Annotated in this window: 15 protein-coding genes and 1 pseudogene; 9 read left to right on the top strand and 7 right to left on the bottom strand. The window is 57.3% G+C overall.

The window, feature by feature from the left end; translation table 11 throughout:
• Nucleotides 1-197: 197 nt before the first annotated feature.
• The 3 genes from NXC24_RS29790 (at nt 198) to NXC24_RS29780 (ending at nt 1,255) form a co-directional block, all read left to right on the top strand.
• Entirely contained in the window at nt 198-437 is a 240-nt protein-coding gene (locus NXC24_RS29790; protein WP_158704580.1) for a sigma factor, read from the top strand.
• A 141-nt stretch (nt 438-578) separates the two neighbouring features.
• Nucleotides 579-845: a hypothetical protein gene (locus tag NXC24_RS29785; protein WP_158704579.1), complete on the top strand. Its 267-nt coding sequence runs from the start codon at nt 579-581 to the stop codon at nt 843-845.
• Nucleotides 846-859: 14 nt separating this feature from the next.
• Nucleotides 860-1,255: a response regulator gene (locus tag NXC24_RS29780; RefSeq protein ID WP_104826940.1), complete on the top strand. Its 396-nt coding sequence runs from the start codon at nt 860-862 to the stop codon at nt 1,253-1,255.
• A gap of 72 nt (nt 1,256-1,327) precedes the next feature.
• Here NXC24_RS29780 and NXC24_RS29775 read toward each other — a convergent pair whose 3' ends face one another.
• The 3 genes from NXC24_RS29775 to NXC24_RS29765 all read right to left on the bottom strand — a co-directional run bounded on the left by NXC24_RS29775 (nt 1,328) and on the right by NXC24_RS29765 (nt 6,463).
• Complete coding sequence (locus tag NXC24_RS29775) at nt 1,328-1,711, bottom strand: response regulator (RefSeq protein ID WP_104826939.1); 384 nt, start codon at nt 1,709-1,711, stop codon at nt 1,328-1,330.
• Between the two features lie 66 nt (nt 1,712-1,777).
• Nucleotides 1,778-5,368: a CheR family methyltransferase gene (locus NXC24_RS29770; protein WP_158704578.1), complete on the bottom strand. Its 3,591-nt coding sequence runs from the start codon at nt 5,366-5,368 to the stop codon at nt 1,778-1,780.
• Nucleotides 5,369-5,407: 39 nt separating this feature from the next.
• On the bottom strand, nt 5,408-6,463 hold the full coding sequence (locus NXC24_RS29765; RefSeq protein ID WP_104826937.1) for a chemotaxis protein CheB: 1,056 nt from the start codon (nt 6,461-6,463) through the stop codon (nt 5,408-5,410).
• A gap of 366 nt (nt 6,464-6,829) precedes the next feature.
• Here NXC24_RS29765 and NXC24_RS29760 point away from each other — a divergent pair, with 366 nt between their 5' ends.
• From NXC24_RS29760 to NXC24_RS29750, 3 genes are all read left to right on the top strand, one after another.
• A complete protein-coding gene (locus tag NXC24_RS29760) occupies nt 6,830-7,075 on the top strand; it encodes a hypothetical protein (RefSeq protein WP_245464200.1) in 246 nt (81 codons plus the stop codon).
• A gap of 459 nt (nt 7,076-7,534) precedes the next feature.
• Nucleotides 7,535-8,038 carry a sigma-70 family RNA polymerase sigma factor gene (locus tag NXC24_RS29755; protein WP_104826936.1) on the top strand — a complete coding sequence of 168 codons (504 nt, stop codon included), beginning with the start codon at nt 7,535-7,537 and terminating at the stop codon, nt 8,036-8,038.
• A gap of 197 nt (nt 8,039-8,235) precedes the next feature.
• Nucleotides 8,236-8,565: a DUF2934 domain-containing protein gene (locus NXC24_RS29750; protein ID WP_245464072.1), complete on the top strand. Its 330-nt coding sequence runs from the start codon at nt 8,236-8,238 to the stop codon at nt 8,563-8,565.
• Between the two features lie 167 nt (nt 8,566-8,732).
• On the opposite strand, the pseudogene NXC24_RS29745 reads toward NXC24_RS29750, so the two are convergent.
• Together NXC24_RS29745 and NXC24_RS29740 are read right to left on the bottom strand one after the other, a co-directional pair.
• Nucleotides 8,733-9,482: pseudogene (locus tag NXC24_RS29745) on the bottom strand (IS5 family transposase).
• Nucleotides 9,483-9,844: 362 nt separating this feature from the next.
• On the bottom strand, nt 9,845-10,357 hold the full coding sequence (locus NXC24_RS29740) for a ferritin-like domain-containing protein (protein WP_104826934.1): 513 nt from the start codon (nt 10,355-10,357) through the stop codon (nt 9,845-9,847).
• Nucleotides 10,358-10,718: 361 nt separating this feature from the next.
• Here NXC24_RS29740 and NXC24_RS29735 point away from each other — a divergent pair, with 361 nt between their 5' ends.
• Nucleotides 10,719-11,369, top strand: coding sequence for a hypothetical protein (locus tag NXC24_RS29735; RefSeq protein ID WP_245464071.1), 651 nt, complete (start codon nt 10,719-10,721; stop codon nt 11,367-11,369).
• A 34-nt stretch (nt 11,370-11,403) separates the two neighbouring features.
• Here the strand turns inward: NXC24_RS29735 and NXC24_RS29730 are convergent, their stop codons facing one another.
• Both NXC24_RS29730 and NXC24_RS29725 read right to left on the bottom strand, forming a co-directional pair.
• Nucleotides 11,404-12,429 carry a Gfo/Idh/MocA family oxidoreductase gene (locus NXC24_RS29730; protein WP_104826933.1) on the bottom strand — a complete coding sequence of 342 codons (1,026 nt, stop codon included), beginning with the start codon at nt 12,427-12,429 and terminating at the stop codon, nt 11,404-11,406.
• On the bottom strand, nt 12,426-13,415 hold the full coding sequence (locus NXC24_RS29725; protein WP_104826932.1) for a zinc-binding dehydrogenase: 990 nt from the start codon (nt 13,413-13,415) through the stop codon (nt 12,426-12,428). Before NXC24_RS29725 ends, NXC24_RS29730 begins: the two co-directional genes overlap by 4 nt.
• Before the next feature lie 249 nt (nt 13,416-13,664).
• On the opposite strand from NXC24_RS29725, the gene NXC24_RS29720 reads away from it, so the two are divergent.
• Together NXC24_RS29720 and NXC24_RS29715 are read left to right on the top strand one after the other, a co-directional pair.
• On the top strand, nt 13,665-14,771 hold the full coding sequence (locus tag NXC24_RS29720) for an SDR family NAD(P)-dependent oxidoreductase (protein ID WP_104827907.1): 1,107 nt from the start codon (nt 13,665-13,667) through the stop codon (nt 14,769-14,771).
• Nucleotides 14,768-15,838, top strand: a complete 1,071-nt coding sequence (locus NXC24_RS29715) for an NAD-dependent epimerase/dehydratase family protein (RefSeq protein WP_245464070.1) — start codon at nt 14,768-14,770, stop codon at nt 15,836-15,838. Before NXC24_RS29720 ends, NXC24_RS29715 begins: the two co-directional genes overlap by 4 nt.
• Nucleotides 15,839-15,873: the final 35 nt, after the last annotated feature.

Genomic DNA, 15,873 nt, shown 5'->3' with positions numbered 1-15,873 from the left:
AGCCGACTCCTGCTCCAACGGGCTCGGCGAGGATCGATGGAATGAACATCGCATCGTGGGAAGACCCAGGATCTCCAGATTTCTTGCGCGTAGCAGGAACAAGCCAAGGATCAAACCCGTTAAAAAATATCGGATAGGCGTAAATGCCTCCGAATGGAAATAGATGGAACAATCGTGAGCTTGTGAAAGAGAATATCGTGACTGATATTTCCCGACACCATCGATTGCAGGCTGAAATCGAGGAGCTTATGCCGATGTTTCGATCACTGGCGGAGGCGTTCTGCAAGAATCCGACCGATGCGGACGATTTGGTGCGAGACACCGTGGCGAGTGCCGTCGCAAACCTCGATCAGTTCACCGACGACATGTCACTCGAGGCTTGGATGTTTGCGAATATGCACGGCACCTATCGGCGGAAATTCGACATTTCCGAATAGAGATAATGAGGAAGTAGAGGCAGTTTCCGGGAAGGAGACCCAAAAGCTGTAGAAGATTGAGGAATCTTGCCCCAAGAGGCGCTGGATTTGAGCTGAAACTGAGTTCATGATGCGCAGGAAATCTCCTTGGGGGAGGCTACCTTGCGCAGACGCGAGGAACTTGCAATGGCAGTGGGCCATGTTCGGGATGGTGAAAAACGCATTCTGAAGCAAGAGGCAATTATCGGCAGATTGCTGGCCGGCGGTCATCCGAGTGGGCAGGCTTTGGAATTGTTGAGCACATTCAACGCGACGCTGGATCTGATGAAGGACCATCTGCATATCATCGAAGGTGAAATCGACGCGGAACGACAACTGAAAAAGTCAGCGCGCCGAGCGCGGCTGAAAGCCATCGTCAAGTCGAACTAGGACATTTTGGGGTCATGAGTAAAGAACCGGCAGAACAACCAGTCGTTTTGGTCGTCGAGGACGAGTATCTGCTCGCCTTCGATCTTGCCGTTGCGCTCGGAGATCAAGAGCTTACCGTGCTTGGGCCTGCACCTACGATCGATCAAGCCTTCTCTCTGATAGCTGCGACCGATGAGATCGATTGCGCCATTCTCGATGTTAGCATCAAAGGTCAAATGGTCTTTCCCGTCGCCGAGGTTTTGTCAAAACGGGGAATACCGTTTGTGTTTACGACCGGCTATGAAAATTCCATCTTTGGTGACCGGTTCACGGATATCGAGGTCTATTCGAAGCCGCTCGATGTTGAACGGCTGGCGGTGGACATCTCTTCCTTGGCTCATGATCACCGTGTCAAGCGAGTGCATGCATAAAGAGCAAGCGGATGTTGTAGAGTCAAAAGACTTTGGAGCGAATTTTGCGCGTCCAAATAAATACGCGGCACTTTAGGAATCCTGGGACCGAGGCCCGAAAAGGGCTCGTGCGATGTGTTCTATCTCGATCGGCTTTTCGCAAAGTACGAAGCCGGTAAAACGCGCGGGAATGATCGACGGATCATAACCGGTCGCAAAGACATAAGGAATATTGAGCGCATCCAGCCTCTCGGCCACGGGAAACACCATCTCGCCGTCAAGATGGACATCGAGGATCGCCGCATCGACATCTTCGTCCTGGATTAGTTCGAGGGCTTGGTCGACCCTTCCCGTCGGCCCGACGACTATAGCTCCGAGCTTCAGCAACTGCCGACGCGCCTCGTTGGCAAGAAGATATTCGTCTTCTACGATCAAAATCCGTCGGCCGGAAAAGAAGTGGCTGTAGCTTGGGCTCATCTTGCCAGACCGAACGTCCGGAGGATGGTAAAGGTCCTTAAATTAGGCCTTTGCCACAGATTATGTTTAATGGTCATGCAGCTTGATCTTCTCGGAAAGAGGAAGTTCGATGGTGCAGATCAATCCTTCCGGCGTAAATTCGATCCGTCCGGTGCCGCCGAACTGATACGGCACTACACTTTCAATCAGCTCCGACCCAAATCCGCGCCGTGCCGGCTTCTCCGGCAATCCCGTAAGCCCTGTCTCTTGCCAGACCAGCTTCAGAGAAGGCTTTTTGCCGTCACTATGATTATGGAATGATACGTGCAACTCGCCGCCTTCTTTCGACAACGCACCATATTTCACCGCGTTGCTTGTCAATTCGTGAATCGCGAGACTCATATTTTCAGCCACTTTCCCGAAAAGCGCCGCGTCCGGGCCAGTTATCGTAACCGGATTTTCATCCTTACCGGTCTGTGCGGATATTTCGCTTTCGATCAGGCCTCTGAGGTCAATTGGGGCATCCGGCGCACTCGTCAACAAGGTCTGCGTTCTGGCCATTGCATTGATGCGGCCTTCCAGATGACGGGCATAGTCTGCCACCGTATCGCTCGTTTCGGCAGTATGGGCGGCAATCGAACGAACAATCGCAAGCGTATTGCGCACACGGTGCTGAAGCTCATGCAGCAATATCTGCTGATGCTCTTGAAGAAGCTGCATTTCATGCACATCGGTCGCCGTCCCGAACCATTCGACTACCTTGCCGGCATCGTTCTTCACTGGCCGGGCACGAAGATGCACGGTTCTGTATCCATTCGTTTCGGCATTGAAGAGGCGGTGTTCCAATTCGAGCAGTCCGGTGCTTTCGGCTTCCTTCCAGGCTTCGAGGACCTTCTTGCGATCATCGGGATATATCGGTTCAAGCCAGCCTCTGCCCAGCGATGCAATCTCGGTTTGTCCGGTGTAGGTCGTCCATTGCGGACTGCTCCAGGTCCAATTGCCTTCTGCTGCCGCGCGCCAGACAAGCTGCGGAATGCCTTCGACGACAGAACGCAGAAGCGCTTCGCGGTCACGCAGGCGTTCTTCTGCCCTTACGAGCGCCGTCACGTCCATGAAGGTCAGGACGGCACCCTCGATCACATTGTCGACGCTGCGATAGGGGAGCACGCGGATGAGATATTGCGAACCGGTCTGCGGGTTTTTCGTCTCCCGTTCCATACTGCTCAGCGTTCGGATGACGCGACGCGCATCCTGCTCGAGATCGTCATAGGCAATTCTCGTGGCAATGTGATGGATCGGTCTGCCGAGATCGGTATCGATGAGATGGAAGATATCGGTGATCGCGGGCGTGAAGCTTTTGATGCGCAGATCGTTGTCTAGAAAAACAGCGGCAATCTGCGTGCTGTCGAGCAGATTCCTGAGATCGGAATTTGCGCGCGCCAGTTCTTCCACGCGATGAGCGAGTTCACCGTTGACCGTCTGGAGTTCTTCGTTGAGTGACTGGAGTTCTTCCTTGGAGGTCTCGAGTTCCTCGTTCGACGATTGAAGCTCTTCGTTGACGGACTGGTACTCCTCGTTCGAAGCCTTCAATTCCTCGTTGGTGCTTTCCAGCTCCTCGACCGTAGCCTGAAGCCGGTCGTGTGCCTGGCGAAGCTCGTCTTCCAGGCGCCGCACATGTTCTTCCTGACCGGCGGATGGAATGACGCCGCCGGCGCCATCCTCGCCAACCACATGGCCATCCTGGAGGATCACCATGAAACGGCGTGGCTGCCCCGGCGCGGGATCGATCGGTTCGATCGACATGGTCACCACCAACGCGCTGCCGTTTTGACCGATCTTCAAGCCACTGACTTTGACCGTTGCCTTATCGGTCTCTGCCTTATGGAGCGCTGCACGCAAATCTATGCGCAGATCACGATGGATCAGACTAAAGACATTGAGACTGGCATGACCCGAAGGCGGATCGATGAACTTGCCGGTGCGGCCGGAAAAATGCAGCACATCATGGTTTTCGTCGACGATCATGTAAGCAGGCGCATACCGCTCCATGATCCGCTCGGCCTGCTTCGTCAGTACGGAAACATTGTTGACGGCCGAGCGCATTCCCGACGGCGTGGCCGTGGACGGATTGCGCTCGGTTGCCGCCGACAGCGGAAAATCCGGCAGCAGACGCGTCATGGTTTCGATTTGTCGAAATATCCGGAAGCGGCGATCTATTGGGGAAAAAAGCTTTCCGTGCCGGCTGACATTTTCGGAATTTCCAAGGAAGAGATAGCCACCGGGCCGCAGCGCGAAATGAAAGAGGGGAATGACCCTGTTCTGAAGTTCTGCGCCCAGATAAATCAGCAGGTTGCGGCACGAAACCATGTCGAGCCTTGAGAAGGGTGCATCCTTGATGAGATTGTGCTGCGAAAACAGGCACATTTCCCGCAGTTCCTTGACCACGCAATAGGTTTCGCCCTCCTTGACGAACCATCGCGCCAGACGCTCGGGCGTAACATCCTTGATAGCGGAGGCGGCATATCGTCCGACACGCGCCTGCGCCAGCGCGCGGTTATCAATATCGGTGGCAAAGATCTGGATGTGCGGCACGATGTCGAGCCTCGCCATCTGTTCACGCAAAAGAATAGCAATGGAATATGCTTCTTCGCCCGTGGCGCAGCCAAGCACCCATATACGGATGTGATCGCCCGCTCCCTTGCCTTCGAAAAGTTTCGGAATGACCTCGCGTTCGAGATATTCGAACTCTTTCGCATCCCGGAAGAAATGCGTCACGCCGATCAGCAGGTCGTTGAACAGGCTATTTGCCTCGTCGGCATCGGAACGCAGAAATTCAAGATAATTTTCGATGGTATCAGTCTGTGTTACCTGAATGCGGCGCTGCACGCGCCGCAAGAACGTATTGGGCTTATAGCCATGAAAGTCGTGACCTGTCCTGTTGCGAAGCACGGCGGCAATCCGCGTCAACTGCGGCCCGGCTTGCATAACCAGTTCGTCGAAATCCTGCGCCAGCGTCTGGCGCTGGAGGCTGCGAATCTGCGCCTTGATGCGGGTTGCCAGTTCCTCGGCAGACAACACCAGGTCCGCCACCGCAGCCGCGCTTTTCGGCTGTGAGGACGGGTGGGATATGTCGACAAATTCCGGGCCCCTTTCCGCTAGCGCCAACCCGCCTTGCTCCTTGACAGCAATAACGCCGAGAGTGCCGTCCGTCCCGCAGCCGCTCATAACAACCCCGATGGCCCGCTTTTGCTCCTGCTCGGCCAAAGAGACCAGGAAGCTGTCCATGGTCCCGCGTTCACCGGATGTGTCGAATGCGTGATTTATCAGCAGCCGGTCATTTTTCAAGGCGGCGGTCACGCCAGCCGGAACGATATAGATGCGCTCGGATTCTATTGCTTCCCCATTCGAGGCCCACCGCACGATGCGGCCGCTCACTGTCGCCAGACGGGCCTGCAATGCGTCCTGATCGAAAGCGTCGCGATATTGCAGTACGATGACAAATACGGCGCCCGGAGAAGAGTGCATATGCTCGAGGAAAACTTCGAGGCCGCCGGTCTCCATCCCGGAAGCTCCGATCCCGACTACGATCGGCAACCGCAAAGCAGCACCTTCGTTGTTTTCAACTCCGGCATCAGTCAAAAGCTCGTCGCTTTTTTTTACCCGAGATTTCTTTGTCACGTCTGGCGTTCCATGCTGTCGAGCCGCCGAGACGGCCCATTACGATTTCGGCTTCGTTCCCGCATGCATTTCGAGGTCAACGACCTCAGACCCGCTTTCGTGAGGGTCCTTGTCTTCCATGCCCTGAAGAATGGCCGTGCGCAAGACATCTACGTGCTTTCTGTATTCGCTAGCCCGCTCCTCATGCATTTCCGCCATGCCCAGGCGGTTGGCCTTTGAGGCTTCCTTTGCCATACGGCTGACGAGAGCAGCGCGTTCCTCCACGATTCGCAGCGCCACGCGCATGGCGACATCAATGGAATCGCGCTGTTCGGCAATTAGTGCCTTCGCAGTATAGGCATGGCCGATTTGGCAGCGAAACCGCAGGGGTTGCGTATCCCGCACCTCCGATAAAACACCCCCGCATTCCGGGCATGTCAAGGGGGAAGTGTCGGCTAGTTCCTTGATTTTAGAGGTGTCTGCGCGCGCCCCTGCGGCGATCTCCACTTCAATCCTGACACCTGCCGGTAACGGTCGCAGTGGCCCCGGCGGCTCCGATGCGAAGCGAAGGATTGCCTTTGCCAATTCCGCGGATGTCGCACTGAGATCGACGGGAGTGGCTTCCAATGCCGATGTCGGCATTTCAGGGGAAGCCGCATCGGTCGGAGCTTGAACCAAGGCGATGCCCCCGGCTTTCTTTATTGTCGCCAGGCCGGATGCGCCATCGTTCATCCTGCCGCTGAGAAGGATACCAATGGTTCTTGGACCATAGGAAAGGGCGGCGGAGCGAAAGAGCGAGTCGATCGAGGGACGAGAGAGATTTTCGCGGGGCCCGTTTCCCAAGGCCAGCTTCTCCTTGATCACTAGCAGGTGGTAGTTGGGAGGAGCAAGGTAGACATGGCCAGGTAGAATGACATCGCCATCCTCGGCGTTTTTTACAGGCAAATTGCAGGAGGCGGAGGCCACGGACCTGAATATACCGGAGCTATTTGCCGGGACGTGGACAATGATGATCACCGCCGCCTTCAGGTTGTGAGGCAGGGCGCCTAGAATGGTTCTCAGGGGATCGGATGATCCCGCCGATCCGCCAATGACGATGATGTCGCGATTTGCCATCACACCCTCACATGCCAGGGGAAACCAGCGGCGGCAGAGTTTGTTCCATTCGTGAGGGGCAGGGGATTTACCGTCGAATATCTCCCGCGTTTCGATCTTCGGTTGCCGATCTCTTTTCAGCCACCATGACGGCCAGAACGGTGATCAATACGAGGAGGAGATATGCGCGACGTCAAATCCTTTGGGTGCTGCCATGCGCATGGAACGCACCCGGCAGCCTGTGATGGATTTGCCTCTGCGCAGGAAATCTTGGCAAGCGGGGAACCAATCGGCCGCGGAGGCTTTGCTCAAAAGGAGCGGATTGGAATGGATGTTGAACGACGGCCCACCCTGTCACAACGAAGCCCTGCGATAGGAGGCAAGCAAATGTCGAAATCGGATAATCCTGGCGGAAACGATGCAGCCGCCATTCACAAGGACGCGAAGGGCCAATATCGCAGGCTGCTCAAAAAGAGCCGCAACAGCGGTATCTCCAGCGCCAAGCCGAAGGTGATTACCGGATCGGACGACGCGACAGTGAACAAGAGGCCGCCGGGCGAGAAAAAGCCGGAGAAGGACTGGGATCTCAACTATGATCCCGCGGATATGAACGAAGGCAAATATCGGGGATAGCTATATTTTTTCCGAACGGGAACCTAGGGCATGGACGCAAGTTCGGAAGCTGGATCGCGTGGATTTTTGTCCCTTCCTGTAGGCCCCTGTCGCCACCTGCGCGGTCCACCTTCCTATGTCCGGGACGAGGTGATCGATTTTCAGGCGACGTGCCAGTTTATTCATACGTCTATTCATCAGAACCGGCCTCACACATCGCATCAGACGATGCCGAAGAATTTTGAGTATCCGCACGGAACAAGCTGGCGACGGAGTCGTTCTCTAGGGGACGCGAAGAGCGCTTGAGAAGCCTGAAGGGCGTCAGGCTTCGTCGCGGCAACTCGCTCAATACAAGATCGTTGGAATGATCCGACCGGCGCCCCGCCCGGACGCCGGATGCGGTAGTCGCGCGTTTGCATTAGCGGGGCGATGCAAACATCGCGTCGATCGTCCCGATGACGCGGCTATAAGGAGAGCGTTGTGTACGATACGTCCCGATCCGCCGACTTAAAGGCTGAAATCGTAAATCTCATTCCGGCTCTTCGCGCCTTTGCCAGAACCTTCCATAGGAATTCCGCCGATGCCGATGACTTGGTTCAGGAAACCTTGACGAAGGCCCTCGCCAATCTTGACCAGTTCGATCCAGGCACACGGCTAAAATCCTGGCTGTTCACCATCATGCGCAACACCTTCTGCACGAAATTCCGCATAGCCAAGCGGGAGTCGCCCGGCAGCAAGAAGTGCGTCTCCGGATTCGGTGTGGAGGCACCCTCGCAGGAATGGACGATCCGCGCGAAGGAACTCGAGCGAGCCTGCAACCGGCTGCCGGAGCCTTATCGGGCGGTGTTGGAATATGTGGTTATTGAGGGCCGCTCTTACGACGATGCGGCGGAAAAATTCGGATGTGCGATCGGCACGATAAAGAGCCGGATAAACCGCGCCCGCCAGCAACTCGCGGCTCAACTCGATGAGGACTTCGGCTGAGATCTCGAAGCCGCGCCGCTTTCCCAGGTTTCTGAAAATAACAAAAGGCCGACAGCACTTACAAGGACATGCGAAGAAAAAGCTCCAGCGACCGAAGAACGCGGGAACATTCACAGTGCGCGATGGTTCGAGGTCGTTCAACGGCGGCGCCAAGAAGTGCCGACGCCAAGAACTGATTTTCCTCAAGAGCCGGAGCGATGGAGAAGACCATGCAAGCTTCAAGGGACGAGAAGATCCGCCTGCGCGCCTATCAAATTTGGGAGCAAGAAGGGCGGCCGGAAGGCCAGGATCTCGATCATTGGCAGCGTGCCGACAGCGAGATCGAACAAGAACAGTATCAAATGCAGGCCGAACAGGATGCAATACCCTCGGCAACCGAAGAGACGGAGTCTGCGACGCAGGCCATACAGGCACCCGAGGCACCACCGTCTCTATCGACCGATCGGGTGAGCGCAAAGCGTCAAAGTGCCCCGCTTACAGGCTCGGTCGCGGAAAACAACCAAGGCGTTGCAAGATCCAAGAGCTGAGGCGCCGCTTCAAGGTCGATGCAGTGGTCCACGGCCGCGCGCATCGGCGAAACTATCAGGGCCGCACACGCGCCGGAACCCGGTTTTCAATGTCGCGGCCTCGGCCCATATCTAAAAGCCCACCGACAAGCCCTAATGCGCACAGCGATCCCTGGGTCGAGACTCAATCAAATCCACCAATTGATGATTACAGCGATATAGCATGCTGCGGCGAAGTTTATGGCGAGCTTGTCGTAGCGTGTTGCGACAAGCTCGCCAGTCCTTAAGACGACAAAACATGCATTCGATGATGTTTCTGCATTTGTAGGCCTGGGGATCGAACGGCTGGATTCGTTTGCGGGTCGGGTTATTGGGAATGACAGGATGGGTTCCTCGCTGAATGAGGAAGAGCCGCAGGGCATTGCTGTCATAGGCGGTATCGGCAGCGCAGAGACGACTAGGCGGCAGGGGTTCGAGCAGGCTTATGGCGACAGGAGCGTCGCCGCGCTGTCCGGGTGTTATTTTAACCGCGACGGGGCGGCCGCAACGATCGACAACAGCATGGATTTTGTCGATCTGCCGCCTCGCGAGCGACCGATGGCCCAGGCACCCGCCCCCCCTTTTCCGCCCGCAGCCGAGCGGTGGGATTTGGCGGTTGTGCTGTCGATCACTGGATATCGGTGTCATCCGTCTTGACCAGTGCATCGAATAGCTGACGCCAGATCCCACGCGCCGACCATCGATGGAACCGTTATAAATCGTCGTCGAAGGTCCATAGCAGGCCGGGCAATCCTGCCAGCGGCAGCCAGACTTCAACACATGAATGATGCCGCTGATCACGCGGCGGTCGTCGGTGGGGGCGATCCGGGTTGGTTAGTCGGCAGCAGTGGTTCAATCGCTGCCCACTGATAATCATCGAGCCAGAATTCCCCTGCCATGATCCAATCTCCTTCAAACTGGCACATTGAATCAAAGACGTAAGATATAATCAATCGTATGATTGGGTTTTCAGCCTAAGGGGCTTAGCGATTGGAACAGAAAAGCTTGTCGTTGGTTCTTTGTGAGAATCGAGGATCTTCATCATGGCCACCCAACGGTGGGTCCTGTAACGAACCAGATCGCAGCGGCAACCGTTAGGGCCGCCAGGCACAGCCAAAACAGAATGCGCATGGTTCTATCGACCGATCCGGTGGAACTCGTGGAGGCGCTCCCATAGAACTGACGATCGCGCCGTCCCGTTCGTTTTCGCGGGCGGTGGGTCCCTAAGGTTGTCCGCGATCGATCGCGCATGGCGTCTCGGTCAGAGCTTGGCGGCCGCTCCTCCTTTCCGCAGCAGCAGGAATTTCTGGGTGACAGCGGCCAGATTGACATCAAGCCATCTTGCCATCGCCTGCTCTTCGGCGAGATTGGACTGCAGGGCGGTCGTCGCGGCAGCGAAGCCGCCGGCATCGGCGACGGTCAACAAGCACTTGTAGGCGGCGATCTCAAAGTTTTCGAATGCGAAATTGGCAAAGGAATTCTTCAGGATCTCATCGCCCGCCATCGTGTGACCCATGGCCGTCATCGCGCCGGTGAACGACAGGGCCATGTCCTTGAATATCGAATGGTCTTCGTCAAGCCCCTCGAGAATCTCCTCAAGGCGCACAAGCTGACCTTCGGTTTCGCGAATGTGCTGCTCGAGTTTCGCAGCAACTTCCGGATAATTTTCGATGCGCGACAGTTGCGGCTTCATGATGCTGAGCGCCTGATTTTCCATCGCATGGGCATTCTTGAGGCCGACGATAAAAACGTCGCGGATTTCGCTGTCTGCCATGGGGTCCTCCAATGGTTGGTGGCTCCGAACCCCAATGTGCCGGCGTTGTTCCCGAAGAGGCCGATCGTCAAGAGGTGGCAGAGATGCGGCACATGTGCATCGCAGCAAAAAACTTCGTGCGAGGGGTTTACAAGCAATCCCTTGAATGGGAGTTTTAGGCATCGAGAGTTGCTGAGGCGCGCGGAGTATTTGTCTCGCGCGACGGCGGTGCGCATGTTGAAAAGGCAGGCAGCACACCGCTGGATCGGCTCTTACCAACCAAATCAATCCGAGGCTGAAAGTGCGTTTTCGCATTGTGTTCGGCTGTCGATGCAGCGCTTCGGCGCGCTGGCATTGATATAAATGCAATTGGGCTTTTGTGATGAGATTTTTTTCAACGGCTATTTTTCTTAGTGTCCTCGCAAGCACTGCACCGTTTTCGCATAAGGCTCATGCCGGCGATCTGGTGATCTGGACGCCGGTCAAAGTCGCTCCGCGGACCTACCACACGACGATCGGCTTTCGGTTGCCCATGGCCTGGGAAATGAGCGCGGGTGCCGATCTTGGTCTCGCAGGCGCGGCCGGTGGAAAGATCCTGAACGGTTCCGAACTCGCCACATTGTGGGGACGAGCGGTGGACGAACGCAGCAATTTTGCCAGCAATTTGCAGCGCGAGGTCGCGGTGCGGGTGGATACGCTGAGGGGGAGCGGAATGTTGTACCTTGGCCGCTCGCGAAACTGGATCGTCTCGCAAGATCTCGACATGCAGATGCTGCGGTCGTTGAACGTGACTACGACGCAGACCGCGCCTACCTCCGTCACCGCCTCGCAGGCGGTAAAGATGATCTTTCCCTCGAGCGGAACGTCGATCTCGGCGAGCGGAGAGCTAACGGACGTCAGGGGTACCTTCTCAAGTACATTTGCCTTAAACCAGGCGATTGTGCCCAATCTCAATCTCACCGCTTCACTCACGGACCCGCTGACGTTAACGCCAGCGGGCAATGTGCGGGTCGATTATCGTATCAGGTGGTGATGCGTGCAGTTCACAACGGCACAATCAGCCTATCTCAGCGACTATAGATGCCATCCAGCAGTGCCGCCGAGGCGATCAGCTTTTCGCATGCGGGATCATATGTTTCGCCGGCGGCAAGGCGCATCGCCCATTCTGAGGCGGCGCGCCCACCCCATTCATCCGGCGGTGCTGTAAGCGTCTCCGTCCCGGTTCCGCGATGGTGCTCGGCGATGAAATCGTAAAAGGATCCATTGACGTTACGCAATGTCGCTCCGCCCTTATCTCCATAGAATCCCGCACTGATGATGGCATCGCAACCGGCATTCAGGCGCCACGAGCATGCCATCCGCAGGACGGTGCCGGTCGACAGCGTAGCCGTGGCGATAGCGAAATCCTCGACGTCGTTGCCATCGGCCCGGACTGGAACTCCTTCCCAGAAGAGGCTGCTTTCGATCTTCGTCACGGTCGGAAAGTCGAGCGTCCACAGTGCAAGGTCCGCCAGATGAATGCCGAGGTCCATGACGCAGCCACCGCCCGAGAGCGCCTTGTTATAGAACCAGGCCTTGTCCGGTCCGTAGGCGTTGTGAAAAACCATATCCACAGCGAAGATATTGCCGAGTTCGCCCCTGCGGACGAGATCCCGAATGCAGCGCATGCCGCTTGTGTGGCGATACGAAAGATCGACGCCCAACAGCTTGTCCGCCGCGCGAGCCGCTTCGACCACGCGCTCGACTTCCTGCCGCGTGCGTCCGAGCGGCTTTTGGCAGAAGACCGCTATGCCGCGCTTCAGGGCCTCGATCGATTGTTGCGCATGCAATGCGCTGGGCGTGGCGATGACGATGCCGTCAAGGTTCCCTTGCAACAGAGAGTCGAAGGAGGTGGCGATGGCAGCCTCGGGCGCGAGTTCGCGCGCTGCTTCCGCCATGTCCGGCGAAGGATCGCAGATTGCCACCGCTTCGACCCGTCCTGTCTCCAAAATGGCTTTCATACGATGCCGCCCGATCCAGCCGACACCCAGGAAACCAATCCGGGGAGGGCGGACGAGGTTTTGAAGTCGAATTTCTATGCCGACCTCGCTCATGGGAAGACAACCAGAGCTTTGACGAAACCATCGGGCCGATCACGCGTCATGTTCAAGGCGTCATCGAGACGCTCCAAAGGGAACCGGTGAGTGTAAAGCGGTAAAGGATCGAGGCGCCCTGCGCGGATCGCGGCAATGGCATCGCGAATGCCCGCGATATAGATGGCGGGATCGCGCTCATGCGCGTTGACGATGTCAAGGCCGCGCCAATTCCACAATTGCATATTGATCTGCCTCGGCCCGTCCTGGTGATAGCCGGCGACGATGAGGCGGCCGCGTTCACGGGTCAGTTCCGCGGCAAGATCGAGCGGCCATTGTTTTCCGACGGCCTCAATGACCCGGTCGCAGAAGCGTCCTTTCGTCAGCCGCTTCACCCGTTCGATGATCTGCCAGTGATCATCCAGCAGGATCGTCTCGCGGGCGCCCGAACGTCTCGCGAGGTCGAGCGAAAATGGCCGGCGCGAAAGGGCGATGACATGTCCGCCGGCCGCCACGCAGAGCTGTGTCAGTAAGGCGCCGAGAAAGCCGATGCCGACGATGGCAACAGTCTGTCCGGCAACGATCTCGCTGCGCTTGAAGATGTTCAAGGCGCAACCCAGCGGTTCGCCGGGAAATGGCTGGCCGTCGAACTCAGCGGGTAGACGGACAACGGCATTTTCATCTGCGAGATCATGGGTGGCATAGGCATGCTGGCCGAGCGACGCGACACGGTCGCCGACGGCAATGTTCAGGACGTTCTCTCCGACCGCATCCACGACACCCCAGCCTTCGTGGCCGAGGCCTCCGGGCTCGGTCGGAAATTGCATCCATTCGGGACCTGCCCAAGGCGTCAAGTTGGAAGCACAGACGCCACAACCTTCGAGCCTGACCCGGAGCTGTCCAGCGCCAGGTTGCGGAAGAGGCACCTCTTCTATGCGCAGCCGTCCGGCTCCGGTAACGACGGCGGCCTTCATGGTCCGTGTTTGCACCGGGGTGAGCAAGTTCATCGCATCCTCCTGCAGGTGTCGCCGATGGAGCGCCCCTGACGGCAGCGCTTGGAAGCCCGCCTAACTTTGCTGGAACAGGCTTGTTCCGGAAGAAGTCTTTGATGAAGAAGAACTATGCCCGTTGGACGAGCTGGCGGTATCGTTGATTAAGTCCGAAGAGACAAAGATGTCATAGCTTGAGGAACAATCCTTGCGGCTCATGGTTGGGAGGCGATCAAAAGCCCTTCAATCTACAGTCCAAGGTGAATGATGTCACGCATTCTTATTACTGGTGGTTGCGGCTTCATTGGCCGCCATGTTGCTGAAGAACTTATCGAAAATGGATATGAGGTCCGCGTCCTCGATGCGATGATCGACCAGGTGCACGGTGACGCCGAGGTTCATCTTTCGAGTGCTGCTGAGATCATTCGTGGCGATGTGCGCGACAAAGAGGCCGTCCGAAAGGCGCTGCAGAATATCGACGGCGTCATTCACCTCGCCGCCGAGGTGGGCGTCGGACAGTCCATGTACGAGATCGCCCGCTATGTCGGTGGCAACGATCTCGGCACGGCGGTTCTCCTCGAAATGATAATCGGCCTTCCGGTCAAGCGTATCGTCGTTGCCTCGTCCATGAGCGTCTATGGCGAGGGGCTGTACGTATCGAGATCGGGAGAGTATTTCGGCTTTATACGCCGCAATGGCGCGCGCATACGGCAAGGGCAATGGGATCCCTTGGGTCCAAATGGCGAGGTGCTTGTTCCGGCTCCGACGGATGAGGAGAAGCCGGTTGATCTCGCATCGATCTATGCGCTCACCAAATTCGCTCAGGAACGCCAAATCCTCATTTTCGGCGAGGCCTACGGCGTCGAGGCCGTGGCGCTTCGGCTTTTCAACGTGTTCGGTGCCGGCCAGGCGCTCTCAAATCCCTATACCGGCGTACTGGCGAATTTCGCATCCCGCCTCGCCAACGGGCACCCGGCGATGATCTTCGAGGATGGCGAGCAGCGCCGGGATTTCGTGCATGTGGGCGACGTCGCGCGTGCTTTTCGCCTTGCCCTGGAGCAGCCGCGGGCTCCGGGTCACGTCATCAATATAGGCAGCGGCCAAGCCTATACGATATCTCAGGTCGCCATGTTGCTGGCCGAGGCGATGGGCCTGCCACAAATTACCCCCGAGATCACTGGCAAATCCCGTTCAGGCGACATCCGCCATTGTTTCGCCGATATTTCCAAGGCCCGGGAACTGCTCGGTTTCGAACCGCGGCACCGACTCGACAATTCGCTCGGTCCGTTTGCCGAATGGGTTCTCGCAAGTGGCGCGGTCGACCGGAATGCGGAAATGACGAGGCACCTTCAAGAGCGGGGGCTTATCTCATGAGACCAGGAAGCGGACACATTGCCATCGTCGGAGGCAGCGGCTTCATCGGCAGCAATCTCGCCGAAAGCTATCTTCGGGATGGCGAGGAGGTCGTCATCCTCGACAATCTCAGCCGTCCCGGTGTCGAAGAGAACCTCCGGTGGCTCAAGGACCATCACGCCGGCCGCGTTCATCCAGTGCTCGCCGATATCCGCGATTTCGGCGCCATAGAGTCGGTTTTTTCAGATGCCAAAGCAGTCTTCCACATGGCTGCGCAGACCGCGGTAACAACGAGCCTCGTTCATCCGATGGATGATTTCGAAACCAACGCGCACGGGGCGATCAATGTGTTGGAGGCCGTGCGCAAAGCCGGGCGCGATGCGCCGTTGGTCTTTGCTAGCACCAACAAAGTATATGGCGGTATCGAGGGGATCGCCATGCGGGAACTCGATGACCGGTACGTTCCGGCCGACGAGATGCTGCGTGTGCATGGCTTCGACGAAGGGCGGAAACTGGATTTCTGCACGCCTTATGGCTGCTCGAAGGGGGCCGCCGATCAATATGTCCTGGACTACGCCAAGTCCTACGGCATGCCGACGGCGGCGCTACGCATGAGCTGCATCTATGGCCCACGCCAGTTCGGCACAGAGGACCAGGGTTGGGTTGCCCATTTTCTCACCTGTGCATTGCAGGGCACGAGAATCGCGATCTATGGCGACGGAAAGCAGGTGCGCGACATCTTGCACGTGAACGATGCCGTCGCCGCCTACCGAGCTCTCATGCGGTCGATAGACCACCTGAAAGGTCGGGCCTTCAATCTCGGCGGCGGTCCGCAAAATGCAGTCAGCATCGGCATGGTGCTGAACGAAATTAGCAGACTGACTGGTCGTCCCCTAGAAACGGCAAATGGCGACTGGCGCCCCGGCGACCAGCTCTATTTCGTCGCCGATACACGAGCGCTGCAAAACGCCGTCGGATGGAAGCCTGAGATAACGTGGCGCGACGGCATTCGCGATCTGCGCGATTGGCTCGTCGAAAATCGTTTCCCGGCTTCGCGGTTTCGCCAGCCGAGGAGGGCGACGGCATGAACGGCGCGCTCGGTGTCAATCTGGATCGCTTTTCG

Source organism: Rhizobium sp. NXC24 (assembly GCF_002944315.1).
In the GTDB taxonomy this organism is placed as follows: domain Bacteria; phylum Pseudomonadota; class Alphaproteobacteria; order Rhizobiales; family Rhizobiaceae; genus Rhizobium.
This window is presented reverse-complemented; position numbering and strand designations above follow the sequence as displayed.

What these genes read in the sequence shown, in the direction of transcription:
- NXC24_RS29725 (WP_104826932.1), bottom strand. Translation starts at nt 13,415, where the DNA reads ATGAACTTGCTCACCCCGGTGCAAACACGGACCATGAAGGCCGCCGTC.
- NXC24_RS29780 (WP_104826940.1), top strand. Translation starts at nt 860, where the DNA reads ATGAGTAAAGAACCGGCAGAACAACCAGTCGTTTTGGTCGTCGAGGAC.
- NXC24_RS29760 (WP_245464200.1), top strand. Translation starts at nt 6,830, where the DNA reads ATGTCGAAATCGGATAATCCTGGCGGAAACGATGCAGCCGCCATTCAC.
- NXC24_RS29765 (WP_104826937.1), bottom strand. Translation starts at nt 6,463, where the DNA reads ATGGCAAATCGCGACATCATCGTCATTGGCGGATCGGCGGGATCATCC.
- NXC24_RS29735 (WP_245464071.1), top strand. Translation starts at nt 10,719, where the DNA reads ATGAGATTTTTTTCAACGGCTATTTTTCTTAGTGTCCTCGCAAGCACT.
- NXC24_RS29720 (WP_104827907.1), top strand. Translation starts at nt 13,665, where the DNA reads ATGTCACGCATTCTTATTACTGGTGGTTGCGGCTTCATTGGCCGCCAT.
- NXC24_RS29750 (WP_245464072.1), top strand. Translation starts at nt 8,236, where the DNA reads ATGGAGAAGACCATGCAAGCTTCAAGGGACGAGAAGATCCGCCTGCGC.
- NXC24_RS29715 (WP_245464070.1), top strand. Translation starts at nt 14,768, where the DNA reads ATGAGACCAGGAAGCGGACACATTGCCATCGTCGGAGGCAGCGGCTTC.
- NXC24_RS29740 (WP_104826934.1), bottom strand. Translation starts at nt 10,357, where the DNA reads ATGGCAGACAGCGAAATCCGCGACGTTTTTATCGTCGGCCTCAAGAAT.
- NXC24_RS29775 (WP_104826939.1), bottom strand. Translation starts at nt 1,711, where the DNA reads ATGAGCCCAAGCTACAGCCACTTCTTTTCCGGCCGACGGATTTTGATC.
- NXC24_RS29730 (WP_104826933.1), bottom strand. Translation starts at nt 12,429, where the DNA reads ATGAGCGAGGTCGGCATAGAAATTCGACTTCAAAACCTCGTCCGCCCT.